The organism is Weissella sp. MSCH1, from assembly GCF_045799135.1.
In the GTDB taxonomy this organism is placed as follows: Bacteria; Bacillota; Bacilli; order Lactobacillales; family Lactobacillaceae; genus Weissella.
This window is the reverse complement of sequence record NZ_JBJMBA010000042.1, coordinates 134,255-148,117: the sequence shown is the minus strand read 5'-3', so window position 1 is coordinate 148,117 and position 13,863 is coordinate 134,255. Positions and strand designations below refer to the sequence as shown.

Below are 13,863 nucleotides of genomic sequence, written 5' to 3'. Positions count from 1 at the left end.
TGTTGCTGCATTGTAAGTGAGAATATTTAAAGCAAATTAACCCCCTGCTACAAATCATCAGAAACGATTGATAAGTAGCGGGGGTTATTGTTTTTTGTTTTTTGTTGATTATTAGATACTATCAATAGTGTAATGGTTGTAACGGATGATGAAAGGAGGTAAGCCATGAAAAGGGAAAAACAAAAGTATTACGCGCGCCTCTTATTCATCGTACTGGCAGCACTCGCACTGTTGTGGCAAATATGGGCATTGGTGCAAGGACAAAAGGCTCAGGCTAGTTTGGTGTTTTTGCTAATAAGTATCTCTAACCTTATCGGGAACCCAGGCAAATTAAGACTAGCTTTTATCGTATTAACGTTAATATTTGGTGTGATGACAGTTGTAAGTTTTATGTGAGGGTAAATAAGCAGTTGACCAGTTATTAAATAATCTTTAATAGATGGTTTTTTGTTTTATTATAGATCCGACTGTTAAGGGGTTAATGTATTGCGTGATAAGCCATAGGGGCGTCTGTGTGACGTTTTATGTTTCTGTGAGTAATTAGCTGATTGATAATTAAAAATCATTTATACCCCCGCCCACGTCGCTTAGGAAGTAACCGAATATCAAATAGTGCCGTCTCTTCAACACGCTGCAGTTATTATTATTTTTCAAATACTATAAAAACAGTAGTTATTTGATATATCAATACTAAAAGTGTTGAGAAGCGCATTCTATGAACTTTTTTCATATACGTTATGGGCAACCGTAGGTAAATCTACACTTGTAAAAGACAAACGTACTAGGACATGAATTATTTAACACCCTAGATGCAGCCGAAGATGTGAGATGATCGCAACTGTTGGCGTTTCACTGTCGATATTATGACAGTGAGAACTTAACTATTTCATAGCGGAATTTTCCGCAGTGAGAACTTAGTATAAAATGGCATTGATTTTAAAAGTATGAAAATGGGTACGGTTGTGAACCAATCATTCACTAATAAAAAAGACATTATACATTTGCCACAAGTGGCAACGATCCCGACAAATGAGGACTTGTCAAAACTTGTAATAGTATCTTTCGACAGATGTGACGAAAACCTGAAATATTTTGACGGTCTAAGTTGAATATAGGGCGTTGTAAACTTGTCAAAACTTGTATTTTTGACAGTTGCAAATTTGAGCATTTAAATGACTTTCAACTGAATTGTCGAATATAGTAAAACTTAGCATGAAATAGACAACACTAGCATTATGAAGTGCCACAAAAACGTTGCAACGCGTTGCACTATAACGCAATATAAAAATTGCACATAAAAAGGGCAAAATAACTTATTTTATTGAAACTTCGGATAATTGTTGAATGCTAGTGTTCAAATACTAAAGTAAACTATTTAAAAAACTGGACTAAAAATAGACCAAGTTGTACAATATACGTGAGGTGGGCTATGAGTATATTCAATAATCCAAATGATTCAGAGATTGATCAGTTTTTACATAAATTTAAAATGAAAATGTCGCAGGGCGAATATACTTTAGTTAACAGGAGAAAAAACACCAACTTTTTAAGAGAAAAAGGTATTTCTATTCTCTCTATGGAAGAGACTATTTTAAATTTGACAACTAGTAATTATTGTAAAGGGCCAGAACCAGATAGGAATCATATTGGTGATTTTATTTGGGTTTTTTGTTCAAATTTTGAAGATTTTCAAATTTATATTAAGTTACAGTTGAGAGATGAATATGGTTGGCTAATTTCTTTTCATGAAGCTGAACATGAAATGGGAGGTTTATAATGAAAAAATATTACGTTGAAAGTAAAGATGATTTTGTATATGAAAACGCAACAAAAATCATTAATAAGCCAATTACTAATTCCGTTAAAGGGATTGAAATAACGATAATGGGACGTGCTAGGATCCTGTTAAATACTGATGAAGAGATTTTTGACAGGAACATTGAACAAGAAAATGATGAAAAGTTATTTTTAGAATATGAACAACGAAATAATTTAATAACAAGCGAAGATGTATTGAAACTTCGTGAACAGTTGGGGTTGTCCCAACGTGGGTTTGCTGTCTTTACAAACTTATCTAGAGCTACAATTTTTCAAGTTGAAAACGGTTCTATTCCTAGCAAAAAAACAAGTGATATTTTAAAAGGTTTTCAAGAATTTGATATAGAAAAATTTAAACAACGCTTTTTCGAATCGGATCAAAGTAAGTATTCAAAAAACGATTTTGCTAATTTAAATAATCTCGTTAATACAAAAAATGAGAGAAGTTTATATAAAACAGCTTTGGATGTGGCGGATTGGTTTATAGCGCAAAGTTTCAGCACGGTAAACAGTGATGAAGAGGCGACACCAATTACTCAAATGAAACTTCATAAGTTACTTTATTTTGCTCAAAAGTTATTTATGAAAAAGAATGGCAACCTCTTATTTAATGAAGATACTTTGGCTTATGCCCATGGTCCATATTATGAGTCGGTAGGTAAGAAATTTTATTCACAGATAGAATTAACAGACGTTATTAACCCCAGTGAAGACCGCAAAAAGGATTTACGATTACACTATAACGAAATTAGCGCTAATTCTGATGTATCGGGCGTTCTTTTAGAGATATGGATAAAATATGGTAGATATGAAGCTGCAGAACTTAGAAATATGACTCATAAACCTGAAACCGCTTGGGATAGAAGTTATAGTTATGCTAATGAAAAAATGCATATTGAAATTTCAAACGAAGAAATAATGAATGAAAAAATTTTTTTAAATAATTAATTTAACCAATGAAATTTATTGGTTATTTTTAAATAAGATTTACTTATGTATAACCATTGTTTTCCTCAAGTATAATTAATAGTAAGCACTAACATTAATTTGTTAGTGTTTTTTTATTTATCATCATATTTTATAAGTGGGGGGCGTAACTTGCGCCCCCCTTAAGATTTTGCCACCTTATTTAGGTCTCGTTAATATTGACGATATCCGATCAGATTTTAAAAGGTCTAGCCAACATTGGCGAGACCCTCAAAAGTATCCATCTAGGCACTGAATTACATCAGTTTCTTTTTTATTTTCTAAACTATTTTTAGTATAATGATATATGAAATATAGGTACACGGGAGGAAGTTATGAAAAGGGCAGAACAGCTTATTAAAGATTATTTTAATGAGCGTTTAGACGTGGATATTAAATGTTCTAAGTTACAAATGGACTACTTGAAGACTGATGACGATACCAAATTAAAAGCCTATGAGGCACAAAAGACAGCCGTTGATGAGGTACTATTAACATTAACACCCTTTCAGTTACAAGCTATTGCCATGCACGATAAGGACAATATGACATGGCAAGATATTAGCGATAAGTTAGGTGTTAACTTGTATTTGGCCAATGAGTTGTACATTTATCAGATTTATATTGAACCCAAGGGTACCTAATTGCTGGCTCAATACCAATGGAAAGAGGACTTGTTAACGAGTATTTCGCCTGAAAGTGTCGATGTGATTGGCGAAAATGATCAAGTTAAGTTGTATGGTGTTAAATTTTATATTGCAGGTGATGAACGTCAAGTCCGAAAGGACATAGCGGGTATGTTTAGTGAATCAATATAAACGGAAGTCTATATAAATGTGACTACACGCTTTAGAAGCGGTTTGCATAAGTAGAAATAATCTGTTGAGTATACAAATCCAAATCTGTGATTAGTAATCGATATTAAAAATCCGTCAGAAAGGCATATGTTGCATCTGACGGACTTTTTGTATAGGCAACGAATTTCATCCCCGTAACAAAACAAAAAGCCCCTGCTACAATGGGTATGTAGAGGAGCTGATAGAGTTGGCTGCTCGTATTAAATTTTACTTCCCCTTTTACTCCCCGAGTTTGATGCCAATTGGTGCCAAGAAAAAGGGGGAGTAAGTGGGGGAGTTGGTGCTAGAAACCCCGTCACACAGGCGTTAAGCCTTGATATGACAGGGTTTCAAGTTTTCTATGACTGCTCTGGCTGGGATCGAACCAGCGACCTTCTCATTAACAGTGAGCTATTCTACCGCTGAACTACAAAGCAATTATGTCCTTTGCTAAGGCATGACATTAATATACAGTAAGGAAAATGAGAAGTCAACTATTTTGATTAAAAACGTTCTCATTTAAATTAATTCACATTTGTCCGTACAAATTTGGCGTATAATGGAGTTACTGAATAACGAGGGGAATCGGATTATGAAAGACTTAACACCAACAGAAATCGCGCGCTTAGCCGATGTGGCTATTTTTGACAAGGTTGACCAAGGGGAGTGGTACCAATACGCAAAGGAGCCTCAGGTACAAGCGATTGTTAAGCAAAGTGCGCAAACGGTGCAACGCATTAACGATGTCGCGAAGACAGATTTGGCTGAAGCAACGCGCTTGTTACAAGAATTCTTGCCGAATATGGCAAAGGATGCTGATGTGTATTTTCCAATCACGTCAATTGAGCATCCCCAACGCCTAACCATCGGCGACGCAACCTTTATCAACGCCGGCCTGCAAATTTTGAGTGCTGGGCGCGTGACGATTGGTGCGCACTGTTTTATCGGGCCAAACTGCCAGCTCTACACACCTAATCACCATCCATATGATAAGGCGTTGCGGCGTGAGGGTTGGCAATATGATTCACCAATCACGATTGGGGATGATTGCTGGTTTGGTGGTTCCGTTATCGTGTTACCTGGTGTTACGATTGGAGATAACGTAGTGGTTGGTGCCGGAGCGGTTGTGACCAAGGATGTACCAAGTAATGTCATGGTTGCCGGTAACCCAGCGCGGGTCATTAAGACGTTAAACTAAACAAAAGGTTAAGTGCAGGTAATCAACGCGGGCTTACTTAAGGTTAATTTGGTAGAATAGACGTAAGAAACTACGACTAGGAGGCAGCGAGTATGGCTGACTTTCAACTAAAGGGTATGCCAGTTTGGGTATACGCCAAGGATGTTGATACAAAGACGGCGTTAACGCATGCAAGATTGATTGAAGGTACCGTGGGTGATAGCTTCTCAGTTGATCCACAAACATTGCCAGGGTATCGCTTTGTTTCATCAGAGGGGACGTTAAAAGGGACTTTCGATGAAACCACGATGCACACCGCAACGTTCTATTACCGTCGCGATGACATTGCGGAAACTGAACAATTAGCTGACAAGTATTTGCATTTGTTAGCGGATGTCCAACCGGTTGCAGCGATTGATGTCGCTGAGCCAACTGGCCAAAAGCTTTGGGCGGATTCATACGTGAAGGTTGCCCAACGGGTTGCAACGCGTGAGGGGAAGTTCTGGTATCAACTATCAGATTCACGCTGGGTACCGTACAACATGCAAACAATGAAGTTAACGGATAATGATGGCCGTTCAGCAAAGCCAATTTCTGAATGGAATCGACCAACGACGTGGGCCCCAAAGCCATTTGTGGCCCGCGGAACTGTGGATTATGTGCCAGGTGGGGACGTGGCCGTATATGCACAACCATACGGACGTGAAATTGGACGAGTTGTCCACGGTTCACGAATTGAAATTTCAGAACGGGTTGATGATCCATCTGGTATCTTGTGGTACCACGTGGTGCAACACGGTTGGATTTCAAGCATTTATTTGCATCTTGATTAATTAGCGACATGTACTTTGGGGGAATTGAATAATGACAGAACCATTGATTTTGACGGCAGCCTTGCACGAAAAGATGTGGGGTGGCACGGCGTTACGTGATGTGTTTGGCTTTGATATCCCATCGGAAACGACGGGTGAAGCGTGGCTGATTTCAGGTCACAAGAATGGCACGGTGCTTTGTGAGAATGGCCGTTTTGCAGGTAAGTCGATTGCTGAGTTGTGGCAAGAAGAACCACAGCTGTTTGGCAACACAGACACGAACCGACCATTCCCACTGCTCGTTAAGTTGCTAGATGCGCACCAGGATTTATCGGTGCAAGTGCACCCTGATGACGCGTATGCTGGTGAACACGCCGGCGAACTTGGTAAAACGGAATCGTGGTACATCGTGGCGGCTGAACCGGGCGCCGAAATTTATTACGGGCACACGGCCCAAACCAAGGCAGAATTTGATGCAGCGGTTGATGCTGGTGACTGGGATAAGTTACTCCGAAAAGTACCCGTTAAGGCTGGCGACTTCTTCTATGTACCAGCCGGGACGCTTCATGCATTAGGTGCCGGGGTTCTCGCACTGGAAACGCAGCAATCATCTGACGTGACTTACCGGGTTTACGATTTTGACCGGGTTGATGCAAAAACGGGTGAATTGCGGGAACTTCATTTGGCCGATGCGAAGAATGTGACGACGGTACCGTTTGTACCGGAACAACCACAAACTTCGACGGCTACATACGGTGGCGTCACGGTGACAACGCTGGTTGAAGCACCTTACTTCAATGTCTATAAGTGGGATGTTGATGGCCGTGCGACCTTAGATGCACGGGCGCCATATTTGCTGGCAACTGTGATTGACGGGACGTTAGACTTAACTGTCTTTGGCGTGACCTATCCATTGCACAAGGGCCAAAGCTTTATCTTGCCAAATGACGTTGAAGCATGGACACTACAAGGTGAGGCGACGTTGATTGCATCGACGCCAGGACCGAAGTCAATGTAAGTGAATTGTTAACAAAAGCACGTGCGAATTATTTGCGCGTGCTTTTACTTTATATTCCTATCGGCCTGACTTTTTACGTGCGAAAATGGTACACTATAGATTAGTTATTTTGACAGATAAACATCGGTGACGATGTAGTAGGAGGACGACATGAGCTTGAAGAGTGCATTGGCAACTTTTGTTGGTAAAAGTTCATACGTGGTACTGCATGATATTTTGCGTCGTGGTGGTACATCATTGCCAGGTAAGTTGGCAACGAAGATTGACCCTGAAGTCATGACAACGTTGGCTGAGAAGTATGACGTTATTTTGATTACAGGTACGAATGGTAAGACGTTGACAACAACATTGACCACGCGTGTCTTGCGCGAACAATTCCCTGATGTGATTACAAACCCATCTGGTTCGAATATGATGCAAGGTATCACGGGAACGATGTTGACAGCGAAAGTAACCGGTAAGTCACACCGCCCAATTGCGCTTTTGGAAGTTGATGAAGCGAATGTGGAAGAAGTTGCACGTCAATTGAAGCCGATGGCCTTCGTGTTGACGAACATCTTCCGTGACCAATTGGATCGTTTTGGTGAGATTTACACGACCTACGATAAGATTTTGAAGGGCATTCGTTTGTTCCCTGAGGCAACGGTGATTGCGAACGCTGATTCACCAATCTTCATGCGCGGTGATCTGCCAAATCCAAAGGTTTATTACGGATTTAATCACTTGCCAGCGGATGGTGATATGAAGGCGCCTCACAACACGGACGGTGTGCTATCACCAACTGATGATACGGTGTTGCACTATCACTTTATGACGTTTGGTAATCAAGGTGATTACTTCTCAGTTTCAGACGATTTCAAGCGTCCTGAGTTGGATTATGCCGTAACGAAGATTAATGAGATGACACCTCGTTATTCAAACTTTGATATTGATGGCGAGACGTATCAAATTGAAATCGGTGGCATGTACAACATCTATAACGCGCTAGCTGCGTACACGGTTGGTCGTTTCTTAGGTGTTACCACACAACAAATTCACCACGCTTTTGAATCAAATGCGCAAATCTTCGGTCGTCAAGAAGCCGTTAACGTCAACGGTAAGGAAGTTACGATTGTCTTGATTAAGAACCCGGTTGGGGCAAATCAAGTCATCGATATGATGAAGACGGACGATCAACCATTCTCATTGATTGCATTGTTGAATGCGAACTATGCAGACGGTATCGATACGAGTTGGATTTGGGATACAGACTTTGAATCATTGAAGGATTCAGGCATGCAAGCCATTGCAACTGGTGGTGAGCGTTACAAGGACTTGTATGTCCGTGTGAAGATGGCTGGATACGGTGAACACCCGGTTTACCAAGATCTCAAGCAAATTGTCAAGGCGATCGACGAGATGCCAACGAAGCGCGTGTACATTGCCGCAACTTATACGGCAATGCTACAACTACGTGCCCAATTGGCACAACAAGGCTTTATCAAGACTGGTATGGGAGAATAAAATCATGGCAGCAGAGTACGTTTTGCACACCGCACACTTGTACGGTGATTTGATGAACACTTACGGCGACTACGGTAACATCGTGGCGATGCGTTTCTATGCATCACAAATCGGTGTTGATGTCGACGTAGAGTTGATTTCATTGGGCGATGAGTTCGATGATAAGAAGTACGATTTTGTGCTGTTCGGTGGTGGACAAGACTACGAAGAGCAAATCGTTGCAGAAGATTTGAAGTTTAAAGCAGATGCTATCAAGCGCTACATCGAATCAGATGGCCCATTGTTGGGTGTTTGCGGTGGGTTCCAATTGTTGGGTCACTACTTCTTGATGGCTGATGGGACGCGTGTTGAGGGGATTTCCGTTATGGACCACTACACGTTGAACCAACAACACAGCCGTTTTATTGGTAATGTCTTGATTAAGGACGAAGTTAACGGCAACGAATACCGCGGTTTCGAAAACCACCAAGGACGTACATTCTTGGGTGAAGGCGAGCGCCCATTGGGTAAGGTCTTGCAAGGTAAGGGGAACAACGGTGAAGATGGCGGTGAAGGACTTGTGTACCGTAATGTTTACGGGACGTACTTCCACGGACCTATCTTTACACGTAACGGAAACTTGGCTTTGCACGTGTTGCAAACGGCTTTGGAACGCAAGTACCCAGAAGTCAACTGGGCTGAAAAGATGGCAGATATCAAGCCAGAAGCATTCTAATGATAATCGAAACACCCGTTGATTAAGTTCAACGGGTGTTTTTTAAACCTTATTTTGTGACAATACCACTCATTTTTTGTAAACTAAATGCAATAAAGCAAACTTGAAAATAGTGGGGTTTACGAAATGGGTATGAAAAAACTAGTGGCGCGAGTTAGTTTGGGCGTCGGCGTCGTGGGTGCTAGTGTGGCGCTATTGGGCACGACAACTCAGGCAAGTGAATTTGGCATTACGAAAGCGCGGGCTGATCAAGATGTCTCGACATATGTCCACAAGACATTTGCAAATCAGGTGAAGACTTACCATAAAATTGCGCCCTCGCTTTGGCCAAATAATAAGGACGTTAACCAATACGCCATTGTCAATGGGGTGGATGATAAGAAGTTCTGGATGGTGACGCCAACGGGTAAGGTGTCAGACATGACTGAAAAGGAAGCGCTTAGTTATGATATCGATCCCCAACCGCTATCAGGTTGGTTTATGGCGTTTAATGCGCACGGCAAGTCAGGGGCATTCATGGCTGTCACGAATGAGGAGTTACGTGACACGAAGCGTCTGGTACGTTACCCACATTTGGGGACGTACGACTTGTTCATCACGTATGCGCACGAAATGTTCCACGGGACAGAACAAGAGGGCTGGGCTTCACCGAAGAAGCACTACAATCCAGACCAAAACGAGTATTTGAAGCACACGGATGCGCGCCGCATTCGATTGCAATTGCAAGAACAGTTGATGGCGGCTTACACGAATAAGTCAGAGAAGTCATTAGCGCAAGCGTTGGCGACGTACCGTTACTACAAGGAAAACTACGAGAAGGACTACAAGGCAACCTTTGAGGACGATCGTATGGAAGGAACGGCGTACTACTATGAGATTCGGTCATCACTATTTGCTGGCTATCCAGATAAGGTGAAGACGATGAAGCAAAACGATCAAGCTGTGCGGACATTGTTTAAGCAAAACCGCTTGGCTTACCTAGATAGTGGTGCATACGCTGAAACGTATAACGTCGGTGCATTGGCGTCATTTATTCTTGATTGGCAAGCTGATAAGCAAGGCATCTCACGTGATACGTGGAAGAAGGCCATGGATTCTGCTAAGACGAATCCGATGGACTACCTCGACAAGCATGCCAAGATTTTCTACATCCCACCATACAAGGCTACGATGACAAATGCTGAGTACAAGACGATGTACAAGAAGATTTTGAATTACAAGAATCTAGCCGATTAAATTTCAAGAAGGGAACTGTTGCGAGTTCTCTTCTTTTTTTATAGGTGAAATTTCGTTATACTGGTATACGAGTGTCAAACTGCAAAAAAATGGTTTGGCAAACGGAAAGGTGGTCGCATATGGCGCAACTGTTTTATCGTTACGGCGCGATGGCAAGCGGTAAGAGTATCGAAATTTTAAAAGTCGCACACAACTATGAAACACAACAACGCCATGTGCTTTTATTGACGAGTGCGCTAGATAATCGTTCTGGGGTTGGTGAAATTGCATCACGGATTGGGATGCAACGTTCAGCCACAGCAATTACTGAGCAGGACGACCTGTTCGCATTGATTCATAGTCAAGATGAGGTTGCTGCGGTCTTAATCGACGAAGCCCAATTTATGACCAAAGCCCAGGTGTTACAACTGACACGGGTAGTGGATGAGTTACATATTCCCGTCTTGGCCTTCGGGTTGAAGAACGACGCGTTTAATAACTTATTCCCGGGGTCAGAAGCTTTGCTGATTTATGCGGATAAAATCGAGGAAATGAAGACGCTTTGTTCATTCTGCGGTCGTAAGGCGACGATGAACTTACGCATTTCTGACGGTCGGCCCGTTTATGAAGGCGCACAGGTGCAAATTGGTGGGGATGAAGCCTACATGCCAGTTTGCCGTTATCACTATAACCACCCAGACATGGCAGCGATTGCCCGTCGTGTTGTTAAGCACTAATACATACTTAAAGAAGAGGAATTGTAAATCACATGGATGAGATTTTTGAGAAGGTCCAAGCGGTTGTTGACCGTTACGACGAAATCAGCGAAATGATTTCTGACCCTGATGTCATTTCAGATACGCAACGTTTCATGGCGCTTTCTAAGGAAGAAGGTAGCTTGCGTGAAACGGTTGAGACGTTTAAGCGCTACAAGGATGTTGTTGACGGTATCGAAGGCAACGAAGAGATGTTGAACGAAGGCTTGGGCGACGCTGAATTGGAAGAAATGGCCAAGGATGAGTTGAAGGAGCTAAAGGCAGAAAAGGAAACCCTTGAAGAGCAAATCAAGATTTTGCTTTTGCCAAAGGATCCAAACGATGATAAGAACATCATCATGGAAATCCACGGGGCTGCCGGTGGTGACGAAGGGGCTTTGTTTGCGGCTGACTTGTACGACATGTACCAACGCTACGCTGAAAAGCAAGGTTGGAACGTTGAAATTATCGATGAAAACAAGACTGAAATCGGTGGTTACAAGGAAATCGTTTTGATGATTACGGGTAACAACGTTTATTCAAAGTTGAAGTTTGAGAACGGTGCGCACCGTGTGCAACGTGTCCCTGAAACGGAATCAGCTGGGCGTGTGCACACGTCAACGGCTACTGTTGGTGTGATGCCAGAATACGAAGACGTTGATATTGAAATTGAAGACAAGGATTTGCGTGTCGATGTGTACCGCTCATCTGGTGCCGGTGGACAGCACGTTAACAAGACGTCATCAGCTGTGCGTATGACCCACTTGCCTTCTGGTATCGTAGTGGCAATGCAAGACCAACGTTCACAACAACAAAACCGTGCGAAGGCATTGGAAATTTTGAAGGCGCGTGTCTACGACTACTACGCCTCACAAAACGAAGCTGAATACGCTGAGCAACGTAAGACGGCGGTTGGTACTGGTGATCGTTCAGAACGTATTCGAACGTATAACTACCCACAAAACCGTGTGACGGACCACCGTATTGGTTTGTCATTGAACAAGTTGGATCGGATTATGAACGGTGAATTGGAAGACGTGATTGATGCGTTGATTATCGCTGATCAAACGGCTAAGTTAGAAGAATTGAAGCAAGGATAGATAACATGTTTGATGAACAATGGACAATTCAAGCAGTTCGCGATTGGGGTGATTGGCAACTTGAGCCATATATTCACGACCAAGAAGAGCGACTCGCACAAATCGATTATCTGCTAACAGGGATGATGGATTGGAACTATGCGCAATTGGCGAATAACTTGAATACGGTCTTAGAGGACGAGAAGCGGTTACGTTTCATGGTTGCCGTCCGGGCAATCAAGGGTGGTCAACCAGTGCAGTACGCGCTGGGCCACGCTGCGTTCTATGGCCGCGAGTTCAACGTTGATCGACGTGTTTTGATTCCACGCCAGGAGACTGAGGAATTAGTTGAATGGGTACTAAACGATCATAAAGCAACTGGGCCAGCGCAACGCGTGCTCGACATTGGAACTGGTTCAGGGGCGATTGCGGTAACGATTGGGGCTGAACGGCCAACCTGGGATGTGACTGGGACGGATATTTCAGCAGATGCGTTAGTAGTAGCGCAAACCAACGCTGACCAATTCGCCAAGCAGGTTAAGTTCATTGAAAGTGACTTGTTTAGCCAAGCAACTGGGCAATACGACATCATTATTTCGAACCCGCCTTATATTAGTGAGGCGGAACGTGACGTGATGGATGAGTCAGTTATCATGTACGAACCAGATTTAGCTTTGTTTGCTGATGATGAGGGGTTAGCCTTGTACAAGCAAATGGCAGCCCAATTGCTCACTTATTTGGCGCCCAACGGGACAGCGTACTTTGAAATTGGCTATCAACAAGGGCCAGCTTTGTTAGCGGTCTTTGGCGAGTTGCCTGGCGTATCAGTAGCGTTGCGTCAAGATATGAGTGGACATGATCGGATGATTAAAGTGTCGCGGGAGGCATAAAGAGTATGGCAGAGACGAAAATTTGGTCGGCCGACGAATTGCCAGCAGCCGTTCGTGCGATTAAGCGCGGATCACTGGTAGCGTTCCCGACTGAAACGGTGTACGGCTTGGGTGCCGACGCCTTTAATGAAAAAGCAGTTAGTAAAGTGTATGCAGCGAAGGGCCGACCATCGGATAATCCGTTGATTGTCCACGTTGCTGACAAGGAACAAGTTGATCGTTTTGCAGTGGTTAATGCGTGGGCTGAAAAGTTGATGGACGCCTTTTGGCCAGGACCTTTGACGATGATTTTGCCAGTCAAGCCAGGTACAGTGTCAACGACGGTAACAGGGGGCTTGGATACTGTTGCCGCCCGGATGCCGGATAACGACGTGACACGGGCATTGATTCGTGAAGCAGATGCGCCAATGGTTGGTCCATCTGCGAACACGTCAGGGAAGCCATCACCAACGACTGCCCAACACGTTTATCATGATTTACATGGTAAGATTTCAGGCATCTTGGATGATGGTGCGACAAAGATTGGCGTGGAGTCGACGGTGATTGATTTGTCGACAGATACACCAGCTGTGTTGCGCCCTGGTAAGATTACGCCAGCCCAAATCGAAGCAGTTTTGGTTGTGCCGGTGGACTCTGAAATTAAGCACGTTGATGCAGATGAAGCGCCAAAAGCACCGGGCATGAAGTATCGCCACTATGCACCTGATAAGGATGTCTATATGGTGGCACCGGAAGATTGGACACAGGCGATTATTTGGGCACAAAGCCAATTGGAGCCAGTTGGCTTGATGTTGACGAACGATTTAATTGTGCAACACCAGTTGGCCGGCATGGACTTTGTCTGGTCGCTCGGGGATAATGGAGATACCGCAGCAGCGAAATTGTTTGCCGGCTTACGTCATTTTGATGATCGTAAGGATGTGTTAACCGTTTTGGTGGCTGCTATGCCAAATACGCCAGAAAATAGTGCTTACAATAACCGTCTTGGCAAGTCGTCAGGCGGTCACTGGGTAACTGAACTGTTGGCGGATTAACTTTGGGGCTGTAATAGTTATTGGGGATATATAGGAGGTCATTGC

14 protein-coding genes and 1 tRNA gene are annotated in these 13,863 nt (G+C 43.2%); 14 read left to right on the top strand and 1 reads right to left on the bottom strand.

Annotation, left to right across the window (positions count from 1 at the left end; genetic code table 11):
- Positions 1 to 165 precede the first annotated feature (165 nt).
- From ACJ28U_RS07945 to ACJ28U_RS07930, 4 genes are all read left to right on the top strand, one after another.
- A complete protein-coding gene (locus ACJ28U_RS07945; RefSeq protein ID WP_407618900.1) occupies positions 166 to 396 on the top strand; it encodes a hypothetical protein in 231 nt (76 codons plus the stop codon).
- A gap of 1,033 nt (positions 397 to 1,429) precedes the next feature.
- Entirely contained in the window at positions 1,430 to 1,777 is a 348-nt protein-coding gene (locus ACJ28U_RS07940; RefSeq protein WP_407618899.1) for a type II toxin-antitoxin system MqsR family toxin, read from the top strand.
- On the top strand, positions 1,777 to 2,766 hold the full coding sequence (locus tag ACJ28U_RS07935; RefSeq protein WP_407618898.1) for a type II toxin-antitoxin system antitoxin SocA domain-containing protein: 990 nt from the start codon (positions 1,777 to 1,779) through the stop codon (positions 2,764 to 2,766). The genes ACJ28U_RS07940 and ACJ28U_RS07935 overlap by 1 nt, the downstream gene beginning before the upstream one ends.
- A gap of 353 nt (positions 2,767 to 3,119) precedes the next feature.
- Entirely contained in the window at positions 3,120 to 3,428 is a 309-nt protein-coding gene (locus ACJ28U_RS07930; RefSeq protein WP_407618897.1) for a hypothetical protein, read from the top strand.
- 557 nt (positions 3,429 to 3,985) lie between these two features.
- Here the strand turns inward: ACJ28U_RS07930 and ACJ28U_RS07925 are convergent.
- Positions 3,986 to 4,057, bottom strand: a tRNA-Asn gene (locus ACJ28U_RS07925).
- 155 nt (positions 4,058 to 4,212) lie between these two features.
- Between ACJ28U_RS07925 and ACJ28U_RS07920 the strand changes: the two genes are divergently transcribed.
- The 10 genes from ACJ28U_RS07920 to ACJ28U_RS07875 all read left to right on the top strand — a co-directional run bounded on the left by ACJ28U_RS07920 (position 4,213) and on the right by ACJ28U_RS07875 (position 13,818).
- A complete protein-coding gene (locus ACJ28U_RS07920; RefSeq protein ID WP_407618896.1) occupies positions 4,213 to 4,818 on the top strand; it encodes a DapH/DapD/GlmU-related protein in 606 nt (201 codons plus the stop codon).
- A 92-nt stretch (positions 4,819 to 4,910) separates the two neighbouring features.
- On the top strand, positions 4,911 to 5,630 hold the full coding sequence (locus ACJ28U_RS07915; protein ID WP_407618895.1) for a MucBP domain-containing protein: 720 nt from the start codon (positions 4,911 to 4,913) through the stop codon (positions 5,628 to 5,630).
- A gap of 31 nt (positions 5,631 to 5,661) precedes the next feature.
- Positions 5,662 to 6,627, top strand: a complete 966-nt coding sequence (gene manA, locus ACJ28U_RS07910; protein ID WP_407618894.1) for a mannose-6-phosphate isomerase, class I — start codon at positions 5,662 to 5,664, stop codon at positions 6,625 to 6,627.
- Positions 6,628 to 6,777: 150 nt separating this feature from the next.
- Positions 6,778 to 8,130: a MurT ligase domain-containing protein gene (locus ACJ28U_RS07905; RefSeq protein ID WP_010369596.1), complete on the top strand. Its 1,353-nt coding sequence runs from the start codon at positions 6,778 to 6,780 to the stop codon at positions 8,128 to 8,130.
- A gap of 4 nt (positions 8,131 to 8,134) precedes the next feature.
- On the top strand, positions 8,135 to 8,845 hold the full coding sequence (locus ACJ28U_RS07900; protein WP_010369594.1) for a type 1 glutamine amidotransferase: 711 nt from the start codon (positions 8,135 to 8,137) through the stop codon (positions 8,843 to 8,845).
- A 126-nt stretch (positions 8,846 to 8,971) separates the two neighbouring features.
- Positions 8,972 to 10,081 carry a hypothetical protein gene (locus ACJ28U_RS07895; protein ID WP_407618893.1) on the top strand — a complete coding sequence of 370 codons (1,110 nt, stop codon included), beginning with the start codon at positions 8,972 to 8,974 and terminating at the stop codon, positions 10,079 to 10,081.
- A gap of 119 nt (positions 10,082 to 10,200) precedes the next feature.
- A complete protein-coding gene (locus tag ACJ28U_RS07890) occupies positions 10,201 to 10,797 on the top strand; it encodes a thymidine kinase (protein ID WP_099088564.1) in 597 nt (198 codons plus the stop codon).
- A 32-nt stretch (positions 10,798 to 10,829) separates the two neighbouring features.
- On the top strand, positions 10,830 to 11,915 hold the full coding sequence (prfA, locus tag ACJ28U_RS07885) for a peptide chain release factor 1 (RefSeq protein WP_010369583.1): 1,086 nt from the start codon (positions 10,830 to 10,832) through the stop codon (positions 11,913 to 11,915).
- A gap of 5 nt (positions 11,916 to 11,920) precedes the next feature.
- Entirely contained in the window at positions 11,921 to 12,784 is an 864-nt protein-coding gene (gene prmC / locus ACJ28U_RS07880; protein ID WP_407618892.1) for a peptide chain release factor N(5)-glutamine methyltransferase, read from the top strand.
- Between the two features lie 5 nt (positions 12,785 to 12,789).
- Positions 12,790 to 13,818: an L-threonylcarbamoyladenylate synthase gene (locus tag ACJ28U_RS07875; RefSeq protein ID WP_407618891.1), complete on the top strand. Its 1,029-nt coding sequence runs from the start codon at positions 12,790 to 12,792 to the stop codon at positions 13,816 to 13,818.
- Positions 13,819 to 13,863: the final 45 nt, after the last annotated feature.